Here is a 16,582-nt window from a genome sequence, read left to right as displayed (position 1 = left end):
TAACACCATTCAGTTAAGCATGCTTTGACTTAATGGTGTACCGAGTTTTTGAAATTCGAACGGTCCTACTTTTGGGCCGTTTTCTTTTTTCTGGAAGAATATAACGTTTCACTCGTTCTCGCATTGCCCTTAATTTCTTTGGAATTGAACCTGGCGAAGCGATGGCACACCAGAGTATTTCATCCTGTATATCCCGCAAAGCCATGACAAAACTAATTCTCAGCGGGGAGACTTTAGCCTCTTTGGCTATTCGACTTATCTCTACTCGAATTAAATTGTAGGCTAGCAATATACCCCATAGCTCTTGATTGACTCCATCCACAGTCTGACTACGCAAAAGAATACTATCCTCAAGCATCTGGTGTTTTATTTCTCCATAGCTATTTTCAATTTCCCAGCGCTCGAAATAGACATCAAGAATGGCCTGTGCACCAAAAGCCTGTTTATCATCCAAAGAGCACAGCAGACCTTTTATTTTTCCAGGCCCCATTGGCTCAGGATAAAGAACCAGTCTGGCCTGCCAGCACTCAGGAAGCGAAGGGTCTTGTTTTCTGGCATGCGCAGATACACTCATCTCTACTTTGAAGTCATGCTCAGAGTAAGATTCAATGACGGTGTATTGCGTGTTGCTTTTAATCGGGACCATCCAGTGCGACTGTGGGTGTTGCTTACGCCAATTAATCAGTAGCTCAGCGCTGAGATAACATCGGTCAAAAATAGTTAGACTGTTATCACTTACATGACCAAATAACTGCTTTGCGTAGTTCACCTCACCTTGATAACTGGGCCCGAAGGCAACGTGGTGTATCAACCGGCTACGCAAGGAGCTTAAGGCGCATAGGCGTACAATAGGATATTCTGTATGACGGTTTTTACTGTGCTTAATATAGTGAAAGTGCTCAGCAAGAGCTGGTGTATCGGGTGCACGAAATTGCGTTCCATCGACAGAAAATAACCGGAGTCCATACCACGTATCATCAGCATCTTCTTCTTGTGTCCAATGGGCTGCACATAGGTGAAATAAGGCTTGGAGGGGGTCGCTACTCAGGCGCTGTCTCGCTTGAGGAATAGCACTTGGAGCAACCGTATCGCCCAGGGTATCAGTGAGTGTTAAATCTAACTTCTCAACAACGTCACTAATAGAGCGGTCGCGAAAAAGACCCATTGCAATGATAAGCCAGACGACAAGCTCAGCAGGTAACTTACGTTTGCGAATACTTGCTTTATCGGTCTGTTCGAGCACATTAGAAATCCACTCAAGAGGGATATGTTTCTGAAATGTAGATAAAGAGTCAGGAGTGGCGAATATATCCGTATCAAGTAACCAATGACTAAGCATAAAAATACCCTCATAATCAAAAGATGATAAGGGTATTGTGAAGCAACCAAAAGATCGGTCAACCGATCAAAAATACCTTAACTGATCGGTGTTAGCCCTAAGGCCGTTTTTTAGCGATACAAGAAGAATTAACAGTTAGTTTCTTCAGCGTTTACGCCTTCTTTAACATTTTCACATGCATCTTCTACTTTGTTTTGCACGTCAGTTACTGCTTCGTCAATACGCTCGCCTGCATCTTCTGCATGGTTATCTTCACAACCCATGATGAAAAAACTTGCGAATAGACCGATTAATGCTGCTTTTACAGTTGTTGAATTCATAATGTAATTCCTTGTAAGTATTAATTAAATTTTAGTGTTTGTTAGTTGAATGCTTTATCTACCTGGGTGATTTACCACGTAGTGCACCTGAAACTAATGAGATCACTAAAAGTACTAAAAATATAAAAAATATAATTTTTGCTATACCAGCTGCGGCACCTGCGATGCCACCAAAACCTAACACTGCAGCGATTAAAGCAATAACTAAAAATGTAATTGTCCAGCGTAACATTGTTTTCTCCTTGGTTATCAAATTTGCTCATAATAACTAATGCCAGTTATATGCCAAAGTTTATTTTTGTTTCATATCAAGTGGTTATGGTTTTTAACTGTGTTTTTAGTTATTAGTTAGTTAGTAATTTTTACGCTTTGTTATGTAAGTTATTCACACTGTTACAAGTTACCGGTAAATATTCACTAAAAATAATATTTTTGGTAAGACCAATTAACAATTGATGTGTGTTTTTGTACTTATTATAAAATTTGGCGGTTATTTTTATTAAGTTGAATAGTTAATTAACAACTTCCATATAACTATTAGCTATAGTCGTTATTTTCTGTATGTATTGTAGGGCGCATGATTGCTGAGTTATGGCATGTAAATTTGTTGAGTGTTATGTTGTTTATAGTTTAATTGGTTTTACCAATTTACAAGATGTAGACAAAGCGACTAGTTTTGTTATTATCCAGTGAATAAATATTTAATTAAATCGATTTTTTATTTTCGATATGGGTTTCAAGGGGGAGAAAAATGGATATAGGTGCTCTACTCACAACGGCTGGTAGCTTAATGCTGACTGGCATGGTTGGAGTGTTTGTATTTCTGTCGATATTAATTGGTGCAGTAACGCTTATGTCTAATTTGGTGACGCGCTATAGCGAACCAGAGGCATCACCAGCTAAATCACCGTCTTTTAAATCTCAAGGTGTGCCTAATGAGCACATCGCTGCTATTAGTGCTGCCATTGCTCAGTACAAATCAAATAATAAATAAGGGGCACACACATGGCTAAATTAAAATTAACAGAATTGGTATTACGCGATGCGCACCAATCATTGCTCGCAACACGTATGCGCCTAGACGATATGCTACCTATTGCTAGCAAGCTAGATGATGCAGGTTATTGGTCTATTGAATCGTGGGGCGGTGCTACATTTGATTCGTGTATTCGTTATTTAGGCGAAGATCCTTGGGAGCGTATTCGTGCGCTTAAAAAAGCGATGCCTAATACTAAACAGCAAATGCTATTACGCGGTCAAAACCTATTAGGCTACCGCCATTACGCTGATGACGTAGTTGAAAAGTTTGTAGAACGCGCACATAAAAATGGCGTTGACGTATTTCGTATATTTGATGCAATGAACGATGTACGTAACCTAGAAACAGCGATTAAAGCGGCTATAAAAGTAGGCGCACATGCTCAAGGTACTATTTCGTACACAGTAAGTCCTGTTCATACGCTTGATATGTGGCTGACTCTTGCTAAGCAATTAGAAGATTTAGGCTGTCACTCAATTTGTATTAAAGACATGGCGGGTTTATTAAAGCCGTACGATGCTGAAAAACTAATTAAAGCACTTAAAGAAACCGTATCGGTTCCTATTGCTATGCAGTGCCACGCTACAACAGGTTTAAGTACTGCGACTTATCAAAAAGCGATTGATGCAGGCATTGATATGCTTGATACCGCTATTTCATCAATGAGTATGACTTACGGACACACAGCAACTGAAACTATTGTATCGATAGTTGAAGGAACTGAGCGCGATACTGACCTTGATTTAAACCATCTAGAAGAAATTGCTGCTTACTTTAGAGATGTACGTAAAAAATATGCGGCATTTGAAGGTAGCTTAAAAGGGGTTGATGGTCGTATTTTACTCGCTCAAGTACCTGGTGGCATGCTTACAAACATGGAAAACCAACTTAAAGAGCAAGGCGCGGCAGATAAGCTTAATGAAGTTTTACTTGAGATCCCACGCGTACGTGAAGATCTTGGTTTTTTACCTTTAGTAACACCCACGTCGCAAATTGTAGGTACTCAGGCAGTACTTAACGTGCTAACCGGTGAGCGTTATAAAACAATTACTAAAGAAACTGCTGGCGTATTAAAAGGTGAATATGGCTTAACACCAGCACCAATGAATAAAGAGCTACAAGAGCGTGTGCTTGATGGAGCAGAGGTTATTACTTGTCGCCCTGCAGATAACATTGCACCAGAGCTTGCAACGCTTGAAGCTGAATTATTAAAAGAAGCGCAAGAGCAAGGTTTAACACTTGCTGATGAGCAAATTGATGACGTACTAACTTATGCATTGTTTCAGCAGGTTGGTTTGAAATTTATTAAAAATCGTAATAACCCTGATGCATTTGAGCCTATTCCTACCGTTGAAGATAAGAGCAATAAGGCAGCACCAAAATCGGGATCAAATAATAGTAGCGTTAAAGCTGAGCAATACAGCGTAAAAGTAGATGGTAAAGTTTACGACGTAGTAGTGGCGCAAGGTGGTGAGCTAAAAGAAGTAACATTAAAAGACTCTGAGCACATTCCTCAGTCTGCTTCAGTTGCATCAGGTGAAACACTTAATGCCCCTTTAGCCGGTAATATTTTTAAGATTAAGGTAAAAGCTGGGCAAGTTGTTAACGAAGGTGATGTAGTGATTATTATGGAAGCCATGAAAATGGAAACTGAAATACGCGCTACGCATACCGGAACAATTGCTGAAGTGTTAGTTGGTGAAGGCGATGCTGTAACTACCGGCGACGCTATGATTGCATTAGCTTAGGAGTAAATAGAGGATGGAAGGTATTTTAAACCTCTGGAATGCTACTGGCATTGCTAACTTTACAATCCCATCATTAATTATGATTGCGGTAGGGTGTTTATTACTGTTTTTAGCGATAGCTAAAGGCTTTGAACCACTATTATTATTACCTATTGGTTTTGGTGCAATTTTAACAAATGTACCAGTGGCAGGTTTGTCAGACCCAGGTGGGCTTTTGTATTACGTTTATTACGTGGGTATTGATACGGGGATTTTTCCGTTATTAATATTTATGGGAGTAGGGGCGCTGACCGACTTTAGCGCGCTTATTGCAAACCCACGTATGTTGTTATTAGGTGCGGCTGCACAGTTTGGTATTTTTGCTACTTTGTTTGGCGCAATATTATTAAATTATGTACCAGGTTTTGAGTTTACCCTACAGGATGCATCAGCTATTGCCATTATTGGTGGTGCCGATGGGCCAACAGCAATATTTTTAGCATCAAAACTGGCACCTGATTTACTTGGTGCAATAGCGGTAGCCGCATATTCATACATGGCTCTTGTACCAATTATTCAACCGCCAATTATGCGTGCGTTAACAACCCCAGAAGAACGTAAAATTAAGATGCCAGAGCTTCGCAAAGTATCTAAAAAGGAAAAGATTATTTTCCCTCTTATGGTGCTTAGTTTAACGGCTATGTTTTTACCGGCTGCTATACCGCTTGTAGGTATGTTTTGTTTAGGTAACTTAATGCGAGAGTCGGGTGTTGTTGATAGATTAAGTAACAGTGCTCAAAACGAAATCATCAATGTTACAACTATATTTTTAGGTTTAGCTGTAGGCTCAAAGCTTGCTGCAGATAAGTTTTTAACTGTTGAGACGATTGGTATTTTAGTGCTTGGCGCACTGGCTTTTGCAATTGGTACGGCATCTGGCGTATTTATGGCAAAAGGACTTAACCGCATATCTAAAACACCTATAAACCCATTAATTGGGGCAGCAGGTGTATCGGCTGTGCCAATGGCGGCACGAGTAGTTAATAAAGTTGGCCTTGAAAGTAACCCACATAACTTTTTACTTATGCATGCTATGGGACCCAACGTAGCGGGTGTACTTGGTAGTGCAGTTGCTGCGGGCATATTGTTAGCACTCGTTGGCTAAAAATGTAATTTAAAATAGATTAACCATTAAGCGCAGTTTACTGCGCTTTTTTTTGTTCTTAATTTGTTCACCGCTAAATGGTTTCTTGTTCAGCGCTTTTTGTTTACAGTAACAGCTCTTCAAAATTTTAAGGATAGTTATCATGCTTCACACACCTTTAGCAAAGCACTTACCTCATGTTAGTAAACTTGTATTCGGATGCATGGGTCTGGGCGGCGGTTGGAATAAAGACGCAATCACTGATGCACATGTTAAGCAAACTCATGAATGCATAGATAGCGCTATTGAAGGTGGCATTAACTTTTTTGACCATGCTGATATTTATACTTTTGGTAAAGCGGAGCAGGTTTTTGGTAAAGCATTAAGCGAGCGACCAGAGCTTAGAGAGCACATGTATATTCAATCTAAGTGTGGGATTCGTTTTGAAGATGACTTAGGGCCAAAGCGCTATGATTTTTCATCAAAGTGGATTGAGCAATCAGTTGAAGCATCATTAAAACGATTAAATACAGACTATTTAGATGTACTTATGCTGCATCGCCCTGATCCACTCATGGAAGTTAACGAAATTGCTCGTATATTTAGTTGCTTAAAAGAAAGCGGTAAAGTACGCAATTTTGCAGTATCGAATATGCAGCAACACCAAATGAATTTTTTACAGCATGCACTTGATATGCCGATTGTGGCTAATCAAATTGAGGCAAGTTTACAAAAACATCAGTTTGTTGATGAAGGTGTATATGCCGGTAACAGTGACGGTAAGGATCTTAATTTTACGCCCGGTAGTATTGAGTACTGTCGCCATTTTGAAATTCAAATTCAAAGCTGGGGCAGTTTATGCCAAGGATTATACAGCGGCAGTGATTTATCAAACGCATCGCAGGCTGATATAAACACCAGTCTTTTAGTTAATAAGCTGGCTGCACTTTATGATACTTCTGCTGAGGCTATTGTTATTGCATGGTTACTGCGCCATCCCGCATCTATTCAGCCTATTATTGGAACAACTAATGCCAAGCGTATTAAAGCCTCTTGTGATGCTGTAAACGTACAACTAACTCGTGAGCATTGGTATGCACTTTATGTAAGCGCTAAAGGCCATGAGCTACCATAAGTAGGGCATTGATATGAATATATTCGTTATTTTAATTGGTTTGTTTGTCGCGCTAGCGATACTTATTCCACTGCTTGAAAAATATCAAAGTAAAATAGGGCTCAACGGTGCAACCAAATACAGCAAATATATTTGGCCATTAGTGATGGTGTCTTTAGTTATTCAGCTCATTTATGTATTAATGTATTAATGGTTTTTAGCGTATACAAAAAAGCCTTTGCAGGTTTAACCTGCAAAGGCTTTTTTAATGTTTATTAATAAACTTTATTTAAGTGCTAACTGTAGCTCGCGATTGCGCTCAAGTTGGGCAATAAAGTTATCTGCAATCGGTTTAAACTTAGCAAGTTCTGAGCGAGGTAGTGGCTCTGACTTAGGAAGTTTTACTGTTTTAGGATTACGGTGAACGCCATTTACTAAAAATTCATAGTGTAAATGCGCGCCAGTAACACGACCCGTAGAACCTACAGTACCAATTTGTTGGCCCTGTTTAACTTTTTGGTCCGTTTTAACTAGTTTCTTATTTAGGTGTAAGTACTTAGTTACATATTGTGTGCCATGGCTAATAAATACGTAGTTACCGTTGTACTTGCTGTAACCCGCTTTAACTACCTTACCGTTACCTGATGCAACCACCGGTGTGCCAGTGCGTGCCGCAAAGTCAATACCACGGTGCGCTCTAACTTGCCCAGTAACTGGGTGTAAGCGACGAGGATTAAAGCTCGAACTAATATACTTAAAGCTTACAGGTGCACGTAAAAATGCTTTTTTCATGCTACGCCCTTCAGGCGTATAAAAATTGCCATCGGTATGTCGAATCGCTGCAAAGCGCTGACCTTGGTTTACAAATTCAGCGGCAATAATTTTACCGGTACCAATAAACTCGCCATCAACATAGTGAGACTCGTAAATTAAGCCAAACACATCGCCTTTACGAATGTCGTTTGCAAAATCAACATCCCAACCAAATATGTCAGCAAAGTTCATTATTTGACGTTCGCTTAAACCAGCCGCTATTGCTGAGGTCCAAAAGTTGTTAGATATTTCGCCGCCAGCGGTTTTGGTTAGCGTTTCAATTTCTTTACTATCAATAGCTGTATCGTAGTTACCTTCTTCATTTAAGGTAACAAATAAAGTATCGGTTTTTGAAATTACATAGCGCAGTTGAGCCAAAGAGCCATCTTCAGCTGTCGCAAAGCTAAGTATTTCACCGGGGTGAATTTTAGTTAGCTTGCGCGTTTCTGCGTTAGTGTTAATTAGTTTATGGAGCGTTTGAGCTGAAAAACCAGCACGTTTGAAGATAATTGCTAAATTGTCGCCATTTTTAACTTTATGATCGACAAAGTCGTATTCTGGTAATTTTTCTGCTGCTTGCTCTGAATTTAACTCAGTTAATTTTTCGTTGTCATCAACTTTAACTTGTAACTCATAGCGCTTGCCTATCTCTAATGCATCTGCATTATTGTCTTTAGAAGCAGTCGCTTTTTCAGAAGGAAGAAATGCCAAGCCGGCAATAGCAGAAACTAAACCTAAAATAAGCAATTTGTGTTTTTTTGGGAGAGTGTTAACCACGTGAACCATAACGTGCCTTTTTCTGCTGTCAAGATAATAAATACATAATATTGCAGGATATACTTAATAATGTACGAATACTAGTGCTTTGTAGATTTAAACTAACCTTAAACTACGCTAAAATCAGGGTTAAGAAGCCTTTTTTAACGTCCTATCTAACTAAGACTCAATTCATTTTGTTTAGTTGCATTAATAACTTAAAAAGTTATTTTAATTAGGTAGAAATTTGTTATGTTAGCTACATATATATATTCGGTTTAAACCTATATTAAACCGTGATTACAAGTAACTAGTCCGCCCCTTCGTAGGCAGAATTTTGGAGTAACACAAAGTGGATTTACAAACCGCTCTAGCAGAGATAAAACGCGGTGCAGAAGAAATATTAATTGAAGACGAACTAGTTGAAAAACTAAAGTCGGGCAAAAAGCTAAAAATAAAAGCTGGCTTTGATCCTACAGCCCCTGATTTACATTTAGGGCACACTGTACTCATTAATAAAATGAAAACCTTTCAGGATTTAGGTCATGAGGTTATTTTCTTAATTGGTGACTTTACTGGCATGATTGGTGACCCAACAGGTAAAAACGTAACGCGTAAACCACTTACTCGCGAAGACGTACTAGCCAATGCCGAAACATATAAAGAACAAGTATTCAAAATTCTAGATCCTGCTAAAACCACTGTTGCATTTAACTCTACTTGGATGGAAAAGTTAGGCGCTGCAGGCATGATTAAACTTGCTGCAAACCAAACTGTAGCGCGCATGCTTGAACGAGATGACTTTAAAAAGCGTTACGGCAGCGGTCAACCAATTGCAATTCACGAGTTTTTATATCCACTGGTACAAGGTTGGGATTCGGTTGCACTAGAGTCAGATGTTGAACTGGGCGGTACTGATCAGCGCTTTAACTTGTTAATGGGCCGTGAGCTACAAAAAGTTGAAGGTCAAAAGCCGCAAACAGTATTAATGATGCCATTACTTGAAGGTACTGACGGCGTTCAAAAAATGTCTAAGTCGCTTGGTAACTACATTGGTATTACTGATGCGCCAAACGATATGTTTGGTAAAATAATGTCAATTAGTGATGTGCTAATGTGGCGTTATTACGATTTATTAAGCGCGCTTTCTATTGAAGAAATTGCAGCTCAAAAAGAACGTGTTGAGCAAGGTACTAACCCGCGCGATATTAAAATAGAACTAGCTAAAGAGTTAATTGCTCGTTTTCATAGTGAAGCTGATGCACAAGGTGCACATGATGATTTTATTCAGCGTTTTCAGAAAAAAGCGTTACCAGATGAAATCCCTGAGCTGACAATCACTATCGCAGAAGATACTATTTTAATTGCTAACTTGCTTAAAGAAGCAAATTTAGTAGTAAGTACATCAGAAGCAATGCGTATGATTAAGCAAGGTGCAGTTAAACTTAACGGTGAAGATAAAATCACTGACACCAAACTTGAAATAGCAAAAGGCACAACAGCTATTTACCAAGTAGGTAAACGTAAGTTTGCAAACATCACTGTAGCTTAAATACCGTTTGAAAACTAAAAAACCAGCCTAGGCTGGTTTTTTTGTGCTCGTATTTTGGGATCTGTAAATAGTCACTAAATCACTTTTAATATTTCGATACTTACAATTACTAACAACCAAAATACACGCGCCTGATTTAATCTATTAATTATTACAGGTACATCCTCGGGTGTAGGTAGTCTATCAGTACCTATACGCATTTTATTAAAGCGAGTACCCAAATAAACTGCAGGCCCGCCCAGCTGCACGCCAAGTGATGCAGAGCATGTGCTTAGTAGCCAACCTGTATTTGTTTGATAAAAATGTCTACCATAATGCTTTATGTAGTGCATGCTTTGTTTGCTCGCTCTACTTGCTGCAATAGTTAAAGCGAGTAAGCGCATTGGAATATACTCAATAATAAACAAGAGAGTTTTAAGCGGTTTTAAAAAGTAGCTATTTGGGGATATGTCACTACGCCAGGCTTGTTGTATTAAAGTAAGTAATCGATAGGCGAGGGCCGCAATAGGGCCAAAGGCTAAAAATATAAATATAACTACGAAATAGTATCGAGCAGTGCGCAGTATTAAGCTTTCAATTAATGCTTTGATAATACCAGGAGATGAAAGCCTATTAACTTCACGGGCAAGCAGTGGTTTTAGTAATTCGCGTGCTGTCGATTTTTGATTTTGTTTAGTTAGCTTTGCAATGCGAAGTGCTTTTTTATCAATACTCTTACTTTCTAAGCATAAGTATAAAATAAGGCCAGCGAGTAATTCAGGGTAAAAAGCAAACTCGAGTAGTAGCACTACAATAATGAGAATGACACTTAAAATGAGCGTGCTTGCGAGTATAGCTGCCAAATATTGATAGCTTTTAGGTTCTTTGCTTTTGTATATGCGCTTGCCAATAGCACTAAAAACAGCATTTAACGCTGTATTAGGATGATACCAGCTAATAAGGGGAATAAAGCGCTCAGCAAGGAGCGCTAGTATGAAGGCAATAAAGTCCAAGTGGTTTTGAACAATATTGCTAAGCATTTACAGAGACACTGCAGTTAGCTTTTCTAAAAGTGCGACAACCATTTTAGATGAGTTGATTGATGCAGTTTCTAGGTATTCTTCAAATGATTGTGGTGACTCTTTACCTGCAATATCAGACATTGAGCGAATTACAACAAATGGTGTGTTAAGCGTAAAACACGTTTGTGCAATTGAAGCGCCTTCCATTTCAACGGCAAGCATTGTAGGAAAATCACTGCGTGCTTTATCGATACGCACAGGGTCACACATAAATGTGTCACCAGTACAAATTAAGCCAACAAGTGTTTTAACATCACTGATTTGTTCGATTGTTTGTTGTGCTGCTTCAACTAATTTAGGGTGAGCTGTAAAGCCTGCTGGCATTTGTGGTACTTGGCCAATTTCGTAGCCAAAAGCAGTAACATCTACATCGTGATGACGTACTTCTGACGAAATTACTACGTCGCCAACACTTAGAGAAGGATCGAATCCACCGGCAGAGCCTGTGTTAATTACGCAATCAGGTTTGAAGTTGTCAATTAGTAAGGTAGTTGCAATTGTTGATGCTACTTTACCAATACCAGATTGAACAAGTGTTACTGTGTTACCAGCCAATTCACCAGTATAAAAAGTGAAACCTGCTTTAGTTAAAATTTGTGGGTTTTGCATCGCTTCACGTAAAATTTTAACTTCTGGCTCCATTGCGCCAATAATACCAACATTCATAATGTTTAATTCCTGAGTTTGAATCACTTGATTATACGTGAAGTTAGCAATAAAAAACAAAAAAGCGAGCTTGTTTATGAGCTCGCTTTAAATACTTTTTAGGAGAGTATTTAATTTGGTTTTTAAATTTCAGCTAAAGCAGTTGTTTGTGCTTTGGCTTGAGAAGGTGAAAGTACCGCTGGCTTATGTGAGCGATTACGAACAGGGCGCTGCGTTTGTGTTGCTGCAGGCTTACCAAGTTTAAACATAATTGCATCGCGTACTTCAGAAGGACGGTAGCCTGATTTAACTTTCATACGAATATGTGGAATGCCCGCAGACTCTAGTGCACCGTTTACAAACCAGTCGCGTTGAGCTTTGTGACCATCTTTATTAGCATTGTTAACTAGGTCAACGGCCGCAACAATAGTTAGTTTTTCTTTATCGATTAATACAAAGTCGAGTTGCTTATTTTTAGCTTTAGCTAAAGCAGCACGTTTAGATTTAATAGAAAGACCTTGCTTACAGTCAATAACGTCAATTAGCTTAACGCGACTAACAATTTTATATTGATCGCCTACAGCACGCTCGAGAAGATTTAAAAAAGCGCCTTCAACCTGCGTAAAAACAGTTTGCTTGCGGGTAAAAGGATACGGGTTTCCGCCATCGTCATTAAATTTTGACGCAACAACAGAAGCCCCGACAACTAATACTAGAATTAATAATAAAGCGAATTCCATACGGTAACTCCATAACAACAAATTGACACTGCTCAAATAAAGCAATTTACGTGCCTAAAAAGTATGAGTTATAAAATAATTACCAACTGTTTATAAAAGCTAAAACTATGTAGCTATTAAGCTTTGTATCCACCTTCAATACCTTTAACCGCAATAGCTACAGCATCGTGTGCATGGAGTGATTCATAATGGTTTATTTGCAGCCAGTAATCGCTGTAATTATCTGTTTCCAACAACGCTTTAATTTTACGCGCTGCATCTTCACAAAACATAAGGTTTTGACCATTTAAACGGGCAAATTCTTGCTCGTCTTCGCGTTTTACTGCCGCTTGTACCGGTGTTTTAAGTTCAGCTTCGAGGGTGTTTATTAGAGTCACTACGTCAAATTCTTGAATATTGCTATCAAGCTTTACTTTTACGTTGGCAATAGAGCGCTGCGAGTGAGGTGTAGCAACTATGCCTTGTGTAGTGCCTAGCCATTCGTGCACATCTTTTTGGCTTAAGGTTTCTTGGTTAAACTTTTCGTTAAACGCGTTTTGTATAAGCTGGCGTGCAAGTGCTGCAGAGCAAGGGCATGTTGAAGAATAGGTAACATCTACGGTTAGCTCGTAGCTAATAATGTTATTTTCAATTGTACTGGTAAGTACAACTGGGTAGCTTTTCCAGCCCGCTTTACCACTTAATAGTGATTTACGGCGTAGCGGTAATTCAAATTTAAATTCAATTTGTGCTTTATCGCTCAGCCCTTCGTGGCTAGTTATAAAAGTATCGAGTGCTTGCGCTATTGTTTGCGGATTGACTTGCTGCTCAGTTGAAAGCAGGTCAAGTGCTAAAAATAGACGTGACATATGAATGCCTTTGGCATCTTCTTTATGCAAATTTACAAATGCACGAGCTTTGGCATTTACTGTAACTGGAGATAAGTCTCGTGACTCAAAAATAAATGGCAGTTCGATTTCGCCCATGCCAACCCAGTCTAATTTACCTGTTTGTAAAGCGGGTGCAGTGTCTGCTATATCTGGCATATTGGTTTGCATGTGCGCTACTCGTATTTTGGAGATAATAAAGCGGGGCATTTTACACTAAATAATTTATTGCTGAAATGATGAGTTTAAGAGATGAGCAAAATCAAACATGAAAAATTCTGTTTTTATCGCACAACATGGGTAGTGGTAGGAGAAAAATGCTAAAATCTGGGAAAATGGTATGTTTATACATGCGCATTGCCTTCTTTATATTTAAGCACACAGCTAAGAGATAAAATTACGTATGACCGATTATTCTTTGAGCCCTTGGGCTCGGGTACTTTCCAGCTCAATAACGCGATTTGGTGAATTTAAAACCGCAGCTATTTGTTACACTTTATTTTTAACTGTATCTCTTATTTTATCGAGCATGTTTTATTATGTTGCGATAGGCGAATTACACCTTGTTGATATTTTGGCTGTGGTATTTTTTACGGCTGTAGTTTCTCCTTTAATTATAAGTGTATTACTTAATTCAATTCGTCAATTAGATGCCTCGTATGCTTATTTAGATAGCGCAACCAAGCAGGAGAAGCTCTTAAACCAAACCCTAAAAGACAACATTAGTCGTTTAAATATTGAAATTGATGAGCGTAAAATGGCATTTCATGCCAAGCATCGCGCTATTGAAGAGCTGCGCCGAGAAATTGCTGAGCGTAAAAAAACACAACAAGAACTTGCCCAACAAAGTATGTTGCAACGCTCAATCGTTGATTCATCTCCCGATCTATTTTATTACCGCGATAACAACGGTGTATTTGCCGGCTGTAATAAAATGTTTGAAGAGGTAATGGGAAAATCAAGTAGTGAGTTAATAGGAAAAACGGTTGAGCAGATATTCCCGAGTCATTTTTTAGCTGAAGTTTTGGCAACCGATAAAGAAGTAGAGCAAAGCCATAAAGCACTAACTATAGATGTAGGCTATGAAGTAAATGGTGAAACACGTTGGTTTGAGCTGCGTAAATTACCTTTTATAAATGATGACGGTGACTACATTGGTTTACTGGGTTTTGGACGTGATATCACTAGCCGTAAAGAAGCAGCACAAGCACTCGAAACTGCCTATAAAGACAAAGGTAAGTTTATTGCTACGCTGAGCCATGAACTACGTACTCCTTTAAATGGCATTGTTGGTTTAACGCGTATGTTATTAGACACAGAGCTTAATAAGCAGCAGCGTAGTTGGGGCAATACTATTTTTTCGAGTGCTGAAACACTCGGCAATATTTTTAACGATATTATAGATTTAGATAAAATAGATAGAGATCAGCTCGATATAGCAACCAATTCTATTAATGTGTCAGACTTTATAAACGATGTAGTTAATTTTGCAGGCTTAATAGCTGAGCAAAAAGAGCTTGAGTTTGATATTAAGCGCAATGGCATACTTGATGTTTACGCGCAGCTCGATCCGACTCGATTACGCCAAGTTGTTTGGAACTTAATTAACAACGCCGTTAAGTTTACTCAGCAAGGCAAAGTAACACTCGAATGCAGCAGAGAAAATCGTGTAGAAGGCCCATGGTTAGTTATTAAGGTACTAGATACCGGTCAAGGTATTCCACCAGAGCAGCTTGCCCATATATTTGATATGTATTACAAAGCGCCGGATTTAAAAGGCACTAACGCAATAGGCTCAGGTATTGGTTTAGCTGTAACCAAGGCACTTGTAAGTGCAATGAAAGGGATAATTACGGTAAATAGTACTGAAGGCGAAGGAAGTTGTTTTACAGTGCAAATACCGCTTAGTTTATGTGTTGCACCAACAGAGCAAAGTTATGTTGGCCGTGGTTTGTATATTCTACTAGTAGAAGATGTGCCTCTTAATGCCGAAATTGCTACAAACCTATTAGAGCAACGCGGCCATGAAGTGTTATGGGCTGAAACCGGTGAAGATGCACTCTCGTTTGTCGAAACCGAAGATGACTTAGATTTAGTACTACTTGATATGCAATTGCCAGATATAAACGGTGATGTGGTTGCTAAACAAATACGCTCAGATAGCCACTTCGATAAATTACCTATTGTTGCTCTAACTGCCAATGTACGCAGTGCTGAAAAAGAGCTTGAAGGTATATCAATACAAGGTGCGTTGGCTAAACCAATTAACACAGTCAAGCTTGATAAAATGCTGGCTGACTTATTTGGCATTAAGCAAAGTGAGTGCACAGAGCCACAGCTAAAAGTAAGTGAAGAGGCGCTAGAGGGCATTGATGCACACTTATTAGATATTGAAACAATAGAAGACTTTGTAAATTCGATGGGCTTGGTTGTATTTAGACGCAGTAGTCAGTTATTCGAAAAGCTAAGTCCACAATATCAGCAAGAATTACTTACCTCATTAAATACCGGCGATAGAGAAGAGTATGAATCAGTAGCGCATAAACTTAAAGGTGCGGCTGGATCGGTAGGTTTAAATAATGTGCAGCTTCATGCCAAAATAATGGAGCATGGTGCGATTGATGAACCTGATGAAATGTTAAAACAGTGGTTAGATGTTTTAGCAGATAAAATAAATGAAGGACAAAAAGCCCTTCATTTATTTTTACAGCAATTAGAGTAAAACTAATTAGCTCTAATTAAGCGTCAATTTTACCAATGAAACGGTAACCTTCACCATGGATGGTGCTGATTAACTCTGACGTTGAGTTATCACTCTCAAAATGCTTACGAATGCGACGAATAGTAACATCAACAGTACGGTCATTTGCACGAAGCTCACGGCCTGTCATGTGCTTGATTAATTGCTCACGACTAAAAATACGACCTGGAGAATCAAGCATTAAACGAAGTGCTCTGTACTCACCTTTTGGTAAACGTTTAGCGTCGCCATTTGGAGAAGTAAGACAACGGCTATTTTCATCAAGTTCCCAACCGTTAAACGTAATAACACCATTTGTTTCTAGTGCTGACTCTTCACCGCCTAAAGCAGTACGAGTAATAAGGTTGCGAGCTCTAATAGTTAATTCACGCGGGTTGAATGGCTTAGTAACGTAGTCATCTGCGCCAATTTCAAGACCTAAAATACGGTCAACATCGTTGTCACGACCCGTTAGGAATATAAGACCTACTTTACGCTTTTGGCGTAATTCACGGGCTAAAATAAGACCGTTTTTACCAGGAAGGTTGATATCCATAACTACAAGATTAACGTCATCGTTATTTGTAAGCTTGTCATGCATATCATCGCCATCAATGGCTTCAATAACTTTGTACCCTTCAGCTTCAAATAAACTAACTAGGTTCAGTCGAGTTACGTCTTCATCTTCTACGATTAGAATGACTGGCGTTTGCATTATTAATTAAC

Annotated in this window: 16 protein-coding genes; 7 read left to right on the top strand and 9 right to left on the bottom strand. The window is 39.0% G+C overall.

Features of this window, described 5'->3' with window-relative positions:
* Positions 1 to 13: 13 nt before the first annotated feature.
* The 3 genes from GQR45_RS09880 to GQR45_RS09870 all read right to left on the bottom strand — a co-directional run bounded on the left by GQR45_RS09880 (position 14) and on the right by GQR45_RS09870 (position 1,891).
* Entirely contained in the window at positions 14 to 1,339 is a 1,326-nt protein-coding gene (locus GQR45_RS09880) for an IS4 family transposase (RefSeq protein WP_165725782.1), read from the bottom strand.
* A gap of 128 nt (positions 1,340 to 1,467) precedes the next feature.
* A complete protein-coding gene (locus GQR45_RS09875; RefSeq protein WP_007378921.1) occupies positions 1,468 to 1,659 on the bottom strand; it encodes a hypothetical protein in 192 nt (63 codons plus the stop codon).
* 58 nt (positions 1,660 to 1,717) lie between these two features.
* Positions 1,718 to 1,891, bottom strand: a complete 174-nt coding sequence (locus GQR45_RS09870) for a DUF1328 family protein (protein ID WP_002961939.1) — start codon at positions 1,889 to 1,891, stop codon at positions 1,718 to 1,720.
* Positions 1,892 to 2,410: 519 nt separating this feature from the next.
* Between GQR45_RS09870 and GQR45_RS09865 the strand changes: the two genes are divergently transcribed.
* From GQR45_RS09865 to GQR45_RS09845, 5 genes are all read left to right on the top strand, one after another.
* Positions 2,411 to 2,653, top strand: a complete 243-nt coding sequence (locus GQR45_RS09865; RefSeq protein ID WP_007583814.1) for an OadG family transporter subunit — start codon at positions 2,411 to 2,413, stop codon at positions 2,651 to 2,653.
* A gap of 11 nt (positions 2,654 to 2,664) precedes the next feature.
* Entirely contained in the window at positions 2,665 to 4,446 is a 1,782-nt protein-coding gene (gene oadA / locus GQR45_RS09860) for a sodium-extruding oxaloacetate decarboxylase subunit alpha (RefSeq protein WP_165725781.1), read from the top strand.
* A gap of 13 nt (positions 4,447 to 4,459) precedes the next feature.
* Positions 4,460 to 5,590 (top strand): sodium ion-translocating decarboxylase subunit beta, encoded by a 1,131-nt coding sequence (locus GQR45_RS09855; protein WP_002961942.1) that lies wholly within the window; start codon positions 4,460 to 4,462, stop codon positions 5,588 to 5,590.
* 142 nt (positions 5,591 to 5,732) lie between these two features.
* A complete protein-coding gene (locus tag GQR45_RS09850) occupies positions 5,733 to 6,704 on the top strand; it encodes an aldo/keto reductase (protein ID WP_024589692.1) in 972 nt (323 codons plus the stop codon).
* A 13-nt stretch (positions 6,705 to 6,717) separates the two neighbouring features.
* The gene (locus GQR45_RS09845) at positions 6,718 to 6,894 is read left to right on the top strand and encodes a hypothetical protein (protein WP_007583822.1); all 177 of its coding nucleotides are present in this window, start codon (positions 6,718 to 6,720) and stop codon (positions 6,892 to 6,894) included.
* Positions 6,895 to 6,968: 74 nt separating this feature from the next.
* On the opposite strand, the gene GQR45_RS09840 is transcribed toward GQR45_RS09845, so the two are convergent.
* On the bottom strand, positions 6,969 to 8,282 hold the full coding sequence (locus GQR45_RS09840; protein ID WP_165725780.1) for a peptidoglycan DD-metalloendopeptidase family protein: 1,314 nt from the start codon (positions 8,280 to 8,282) through the stop codon (positions 6,969 to 6,971).
* A gap of 322 nt (positions 8,283 to 8,604) precedes the next feature.
* Between GQR45_RS09840 and tyrS the strand changes: the two genes are divergently transcribed.
* Positions 8,605 to 9,804, top strand: a complete 1,200-nt coding sequence (tyrS, locus tag GQR45_RS09835; RefSeq protein ID WP_007585427.1) for a tyrosine--tRNA ligase — start codon at positions 8,605 to 8,607, stop codon at positions 9,802 to 9,804.
* A 74-nt stretch (positions 9,805 to 9,878) separates the two neighbouring features.
* On the opposite strand, the gene ampE is transcribed toward tyrS, so the two are convergent.
* From ampE to folE2, 4 genes are all read right to left on the bottom strand, one after another.
* Positions 9,879 to 10,823, bottom strand: a complete 945-nt coding sequence (ampE, locus tag GQR45_RS09830) for a regulatory signaling modulator protein AmpE (RefSeq protein WP_024594516.1) — start codon at positions 10,821 to 10,823, stop codon at positions 9,879 to 9,881.
* Positions 10,824 to 11,531, bottom strand: coding sequence for a 5'-methylthioadenosine/S-adenosylhomocysteine nucleosidase (mtnN, locus tag GQR45_RS09825; RefSeq protein WP_024589694.1), 708 nt, complete (start codon positions 11,529 to 11,531; stop codon positions 10,824 to 10,826).
* 122 nt (positions 11,532 to 11,653) lie between these two features.
* Positions 11,654 to 12,250: a DUF2726 domain-containing protein gene (locus tag GQR45_RS09820; RefSeq protein ID WP_007582968.1), complete on the bottom strand. Its 597-nt coding sequence runs from the start codon at positions 12,248 to 12,250 to the stop codon at positions 11,654 to 11,656.
* 116 nt (positions 12,251 to 12,366) lie between these two features.
* Positions 12,367 to 13,287, bottom strand: coding sequence for a GTP cyclohydrolase FolE2 (gene folE2, locus GQR45_RS09815; protein WP_024589695.1), 921 nt, complete (start codon positions 13,285 to 13,287; stop codon positions 12,367 to 12,369).
* 232 nt (positions 13,288 to 13,519) lie between these two features.
* Between folE2 and arcB the strand changes: the two genes are divergently transcribed.
* Entirely contained in the window at positions 13,520 to 15,838 is a 2,319-nt protein-coding gene (arcB, locus tag GQR45_RS09810; RefSeq protein WP_165725779.1) for an aerobic respiration two-component sensor histidine kinase ArcB, read from the top strand.
* Positions 15,839 to 15,854: 16 nt separating this feature from the next.
* On the opposite strand, the gene arcA is transcribed toward arcB, so the two are convergent.
* A complete protein-coding gene (arcA, locus tag GQR45_RS09805) occupies positions 15,855 to 16,571 on the bottom strand; it encodes a two-component system response regulator ArcA (RefSeq protein ID WP_002962549.1) in 717 nt (238 codons plus the stop codon).
* Positions 16,572 to 16,582 lie beyond the last annotated feature (11 nt).

This window comes from Pseudoalteromonas sp. SA25 (assembly GCF_011378705.1).
GTDB classification, from domain to species: domain Bacteria; phylum Pseudomonadota; class Gammaproteobacteria; order Enterobacterales; family Alteromonadaceae; genus Pseudoalteromonas; species Pseudoalteromonas arctica.
Note: the sequence above shows the minus strand (reverse complement) of the source record. Positions and strands in the feature narration are given on the sequence as shown.

Excerpts from the sequence above, each read along its gene's own strand:
- GQR45_RS09880 (WP_165725782.1), bottom strand. The coding sequence starts at position 1,339 with ATGCTTAGTCATTGGTTACTTGATACGGATATATTCGCCACTCCTGAC.
- GQR45_RS09875 (WP_007378921.1), bottom strand. The coding sequence starts at position 1,659 with ATGAATTCAACAACTGTAAAAGCAGCATTAATCGGTCTATTCGCAAGT.
- GQR45_RS09870 (WP_002961939.1), bottom strand. The coding sequence starts at position 1,891 with ATGTTACGCTGGACAATTACATTTTTAGTTATTGCTTTAATCGCTGCA.
- GQR45_RS09865 (WP_007583814.1), top strand. The coding sequence starts at position 2,411 with ATGGATATAGGTGCTCTACTCACAACGGCTGGTAGCTTAATGCTGACT.
- oadA (WP_165725781.1), top strand. The coding sequence starts at position 2,665 with ATGGCTAAATTAAAATTAACAGAATTGGTATTACGCGATGCGCACCAA.
- GQR45_RS09855 (WP_002961942.1), top strand. The coding sequence starts at position 4,460 with ATGGAAGGTATTTTAAACCTCTGGAATGCTACTGGCATTGCTAACTTT.
- GQR45_RS09850 (WP_024589692.1), top strand. The coding sequence starts at position 5,733 with ATGCTTCACACACCTTTAGCAAAGCACTTACCTCATGTTAGTAAACTT.
- GQR45_RS09845 (WP_007583822.1), top strand. The coding sequence starts at position 6,718 with ATGAATATATTCGTTATTTTAATTGGTTTGTTTGTCGCGCTAGCGATA.
- GQR45_RS09840 (WP_165725780.1), bottom strand. The coding sequence starts at position 8,282 with ATGGTTCACGTGGTTAACACTCTCCCAAAAAAACACAAATTGCTTATT.
- ampE (WP_024594516.1), bottom strand. The coding sequence starts at position 10,823 with ATGCTTAGCAATATTGTTCAAAACCACTTGGACTTTATTGCCTTCATA.
- mtnN (WP_024589694.1), bottom strand. The coding sequence starts at position 11,531 with ATGAATGTTGGTATTATTGGCGCAATGGAGCCAGAAGTTAAAATTTTA.
- GQR45_RS09820 (WP_007582968.1), bottom strand. The coding sequence starts at position 12,250 with ATGGAATTCGCTTTATTATTAATTCTAGTATTAGTTGTCGGGGCTTCT.
- folE2 (WP_024589695.1), bottom strand. The coding sequence starts at position 13,287 with ATGCAAACCAATATGCCAGATATAGCAGACACTGCACCCGCTTTACAA.
- arcB (WP_165725779.1), top strand. The coding sequence starts at position 13,520 with ATGACCGATTATTCTTTGAGCCCTTGGGCTCGGGTACTTTCCAGCTCA.
- arcA (WP_002962549.1), bottom strand. The coding sequence starts at position 16,571 with ATGCAAACGCCAGTCATTCTAATCGTAGAAGATGAAGACGTAACTCGA.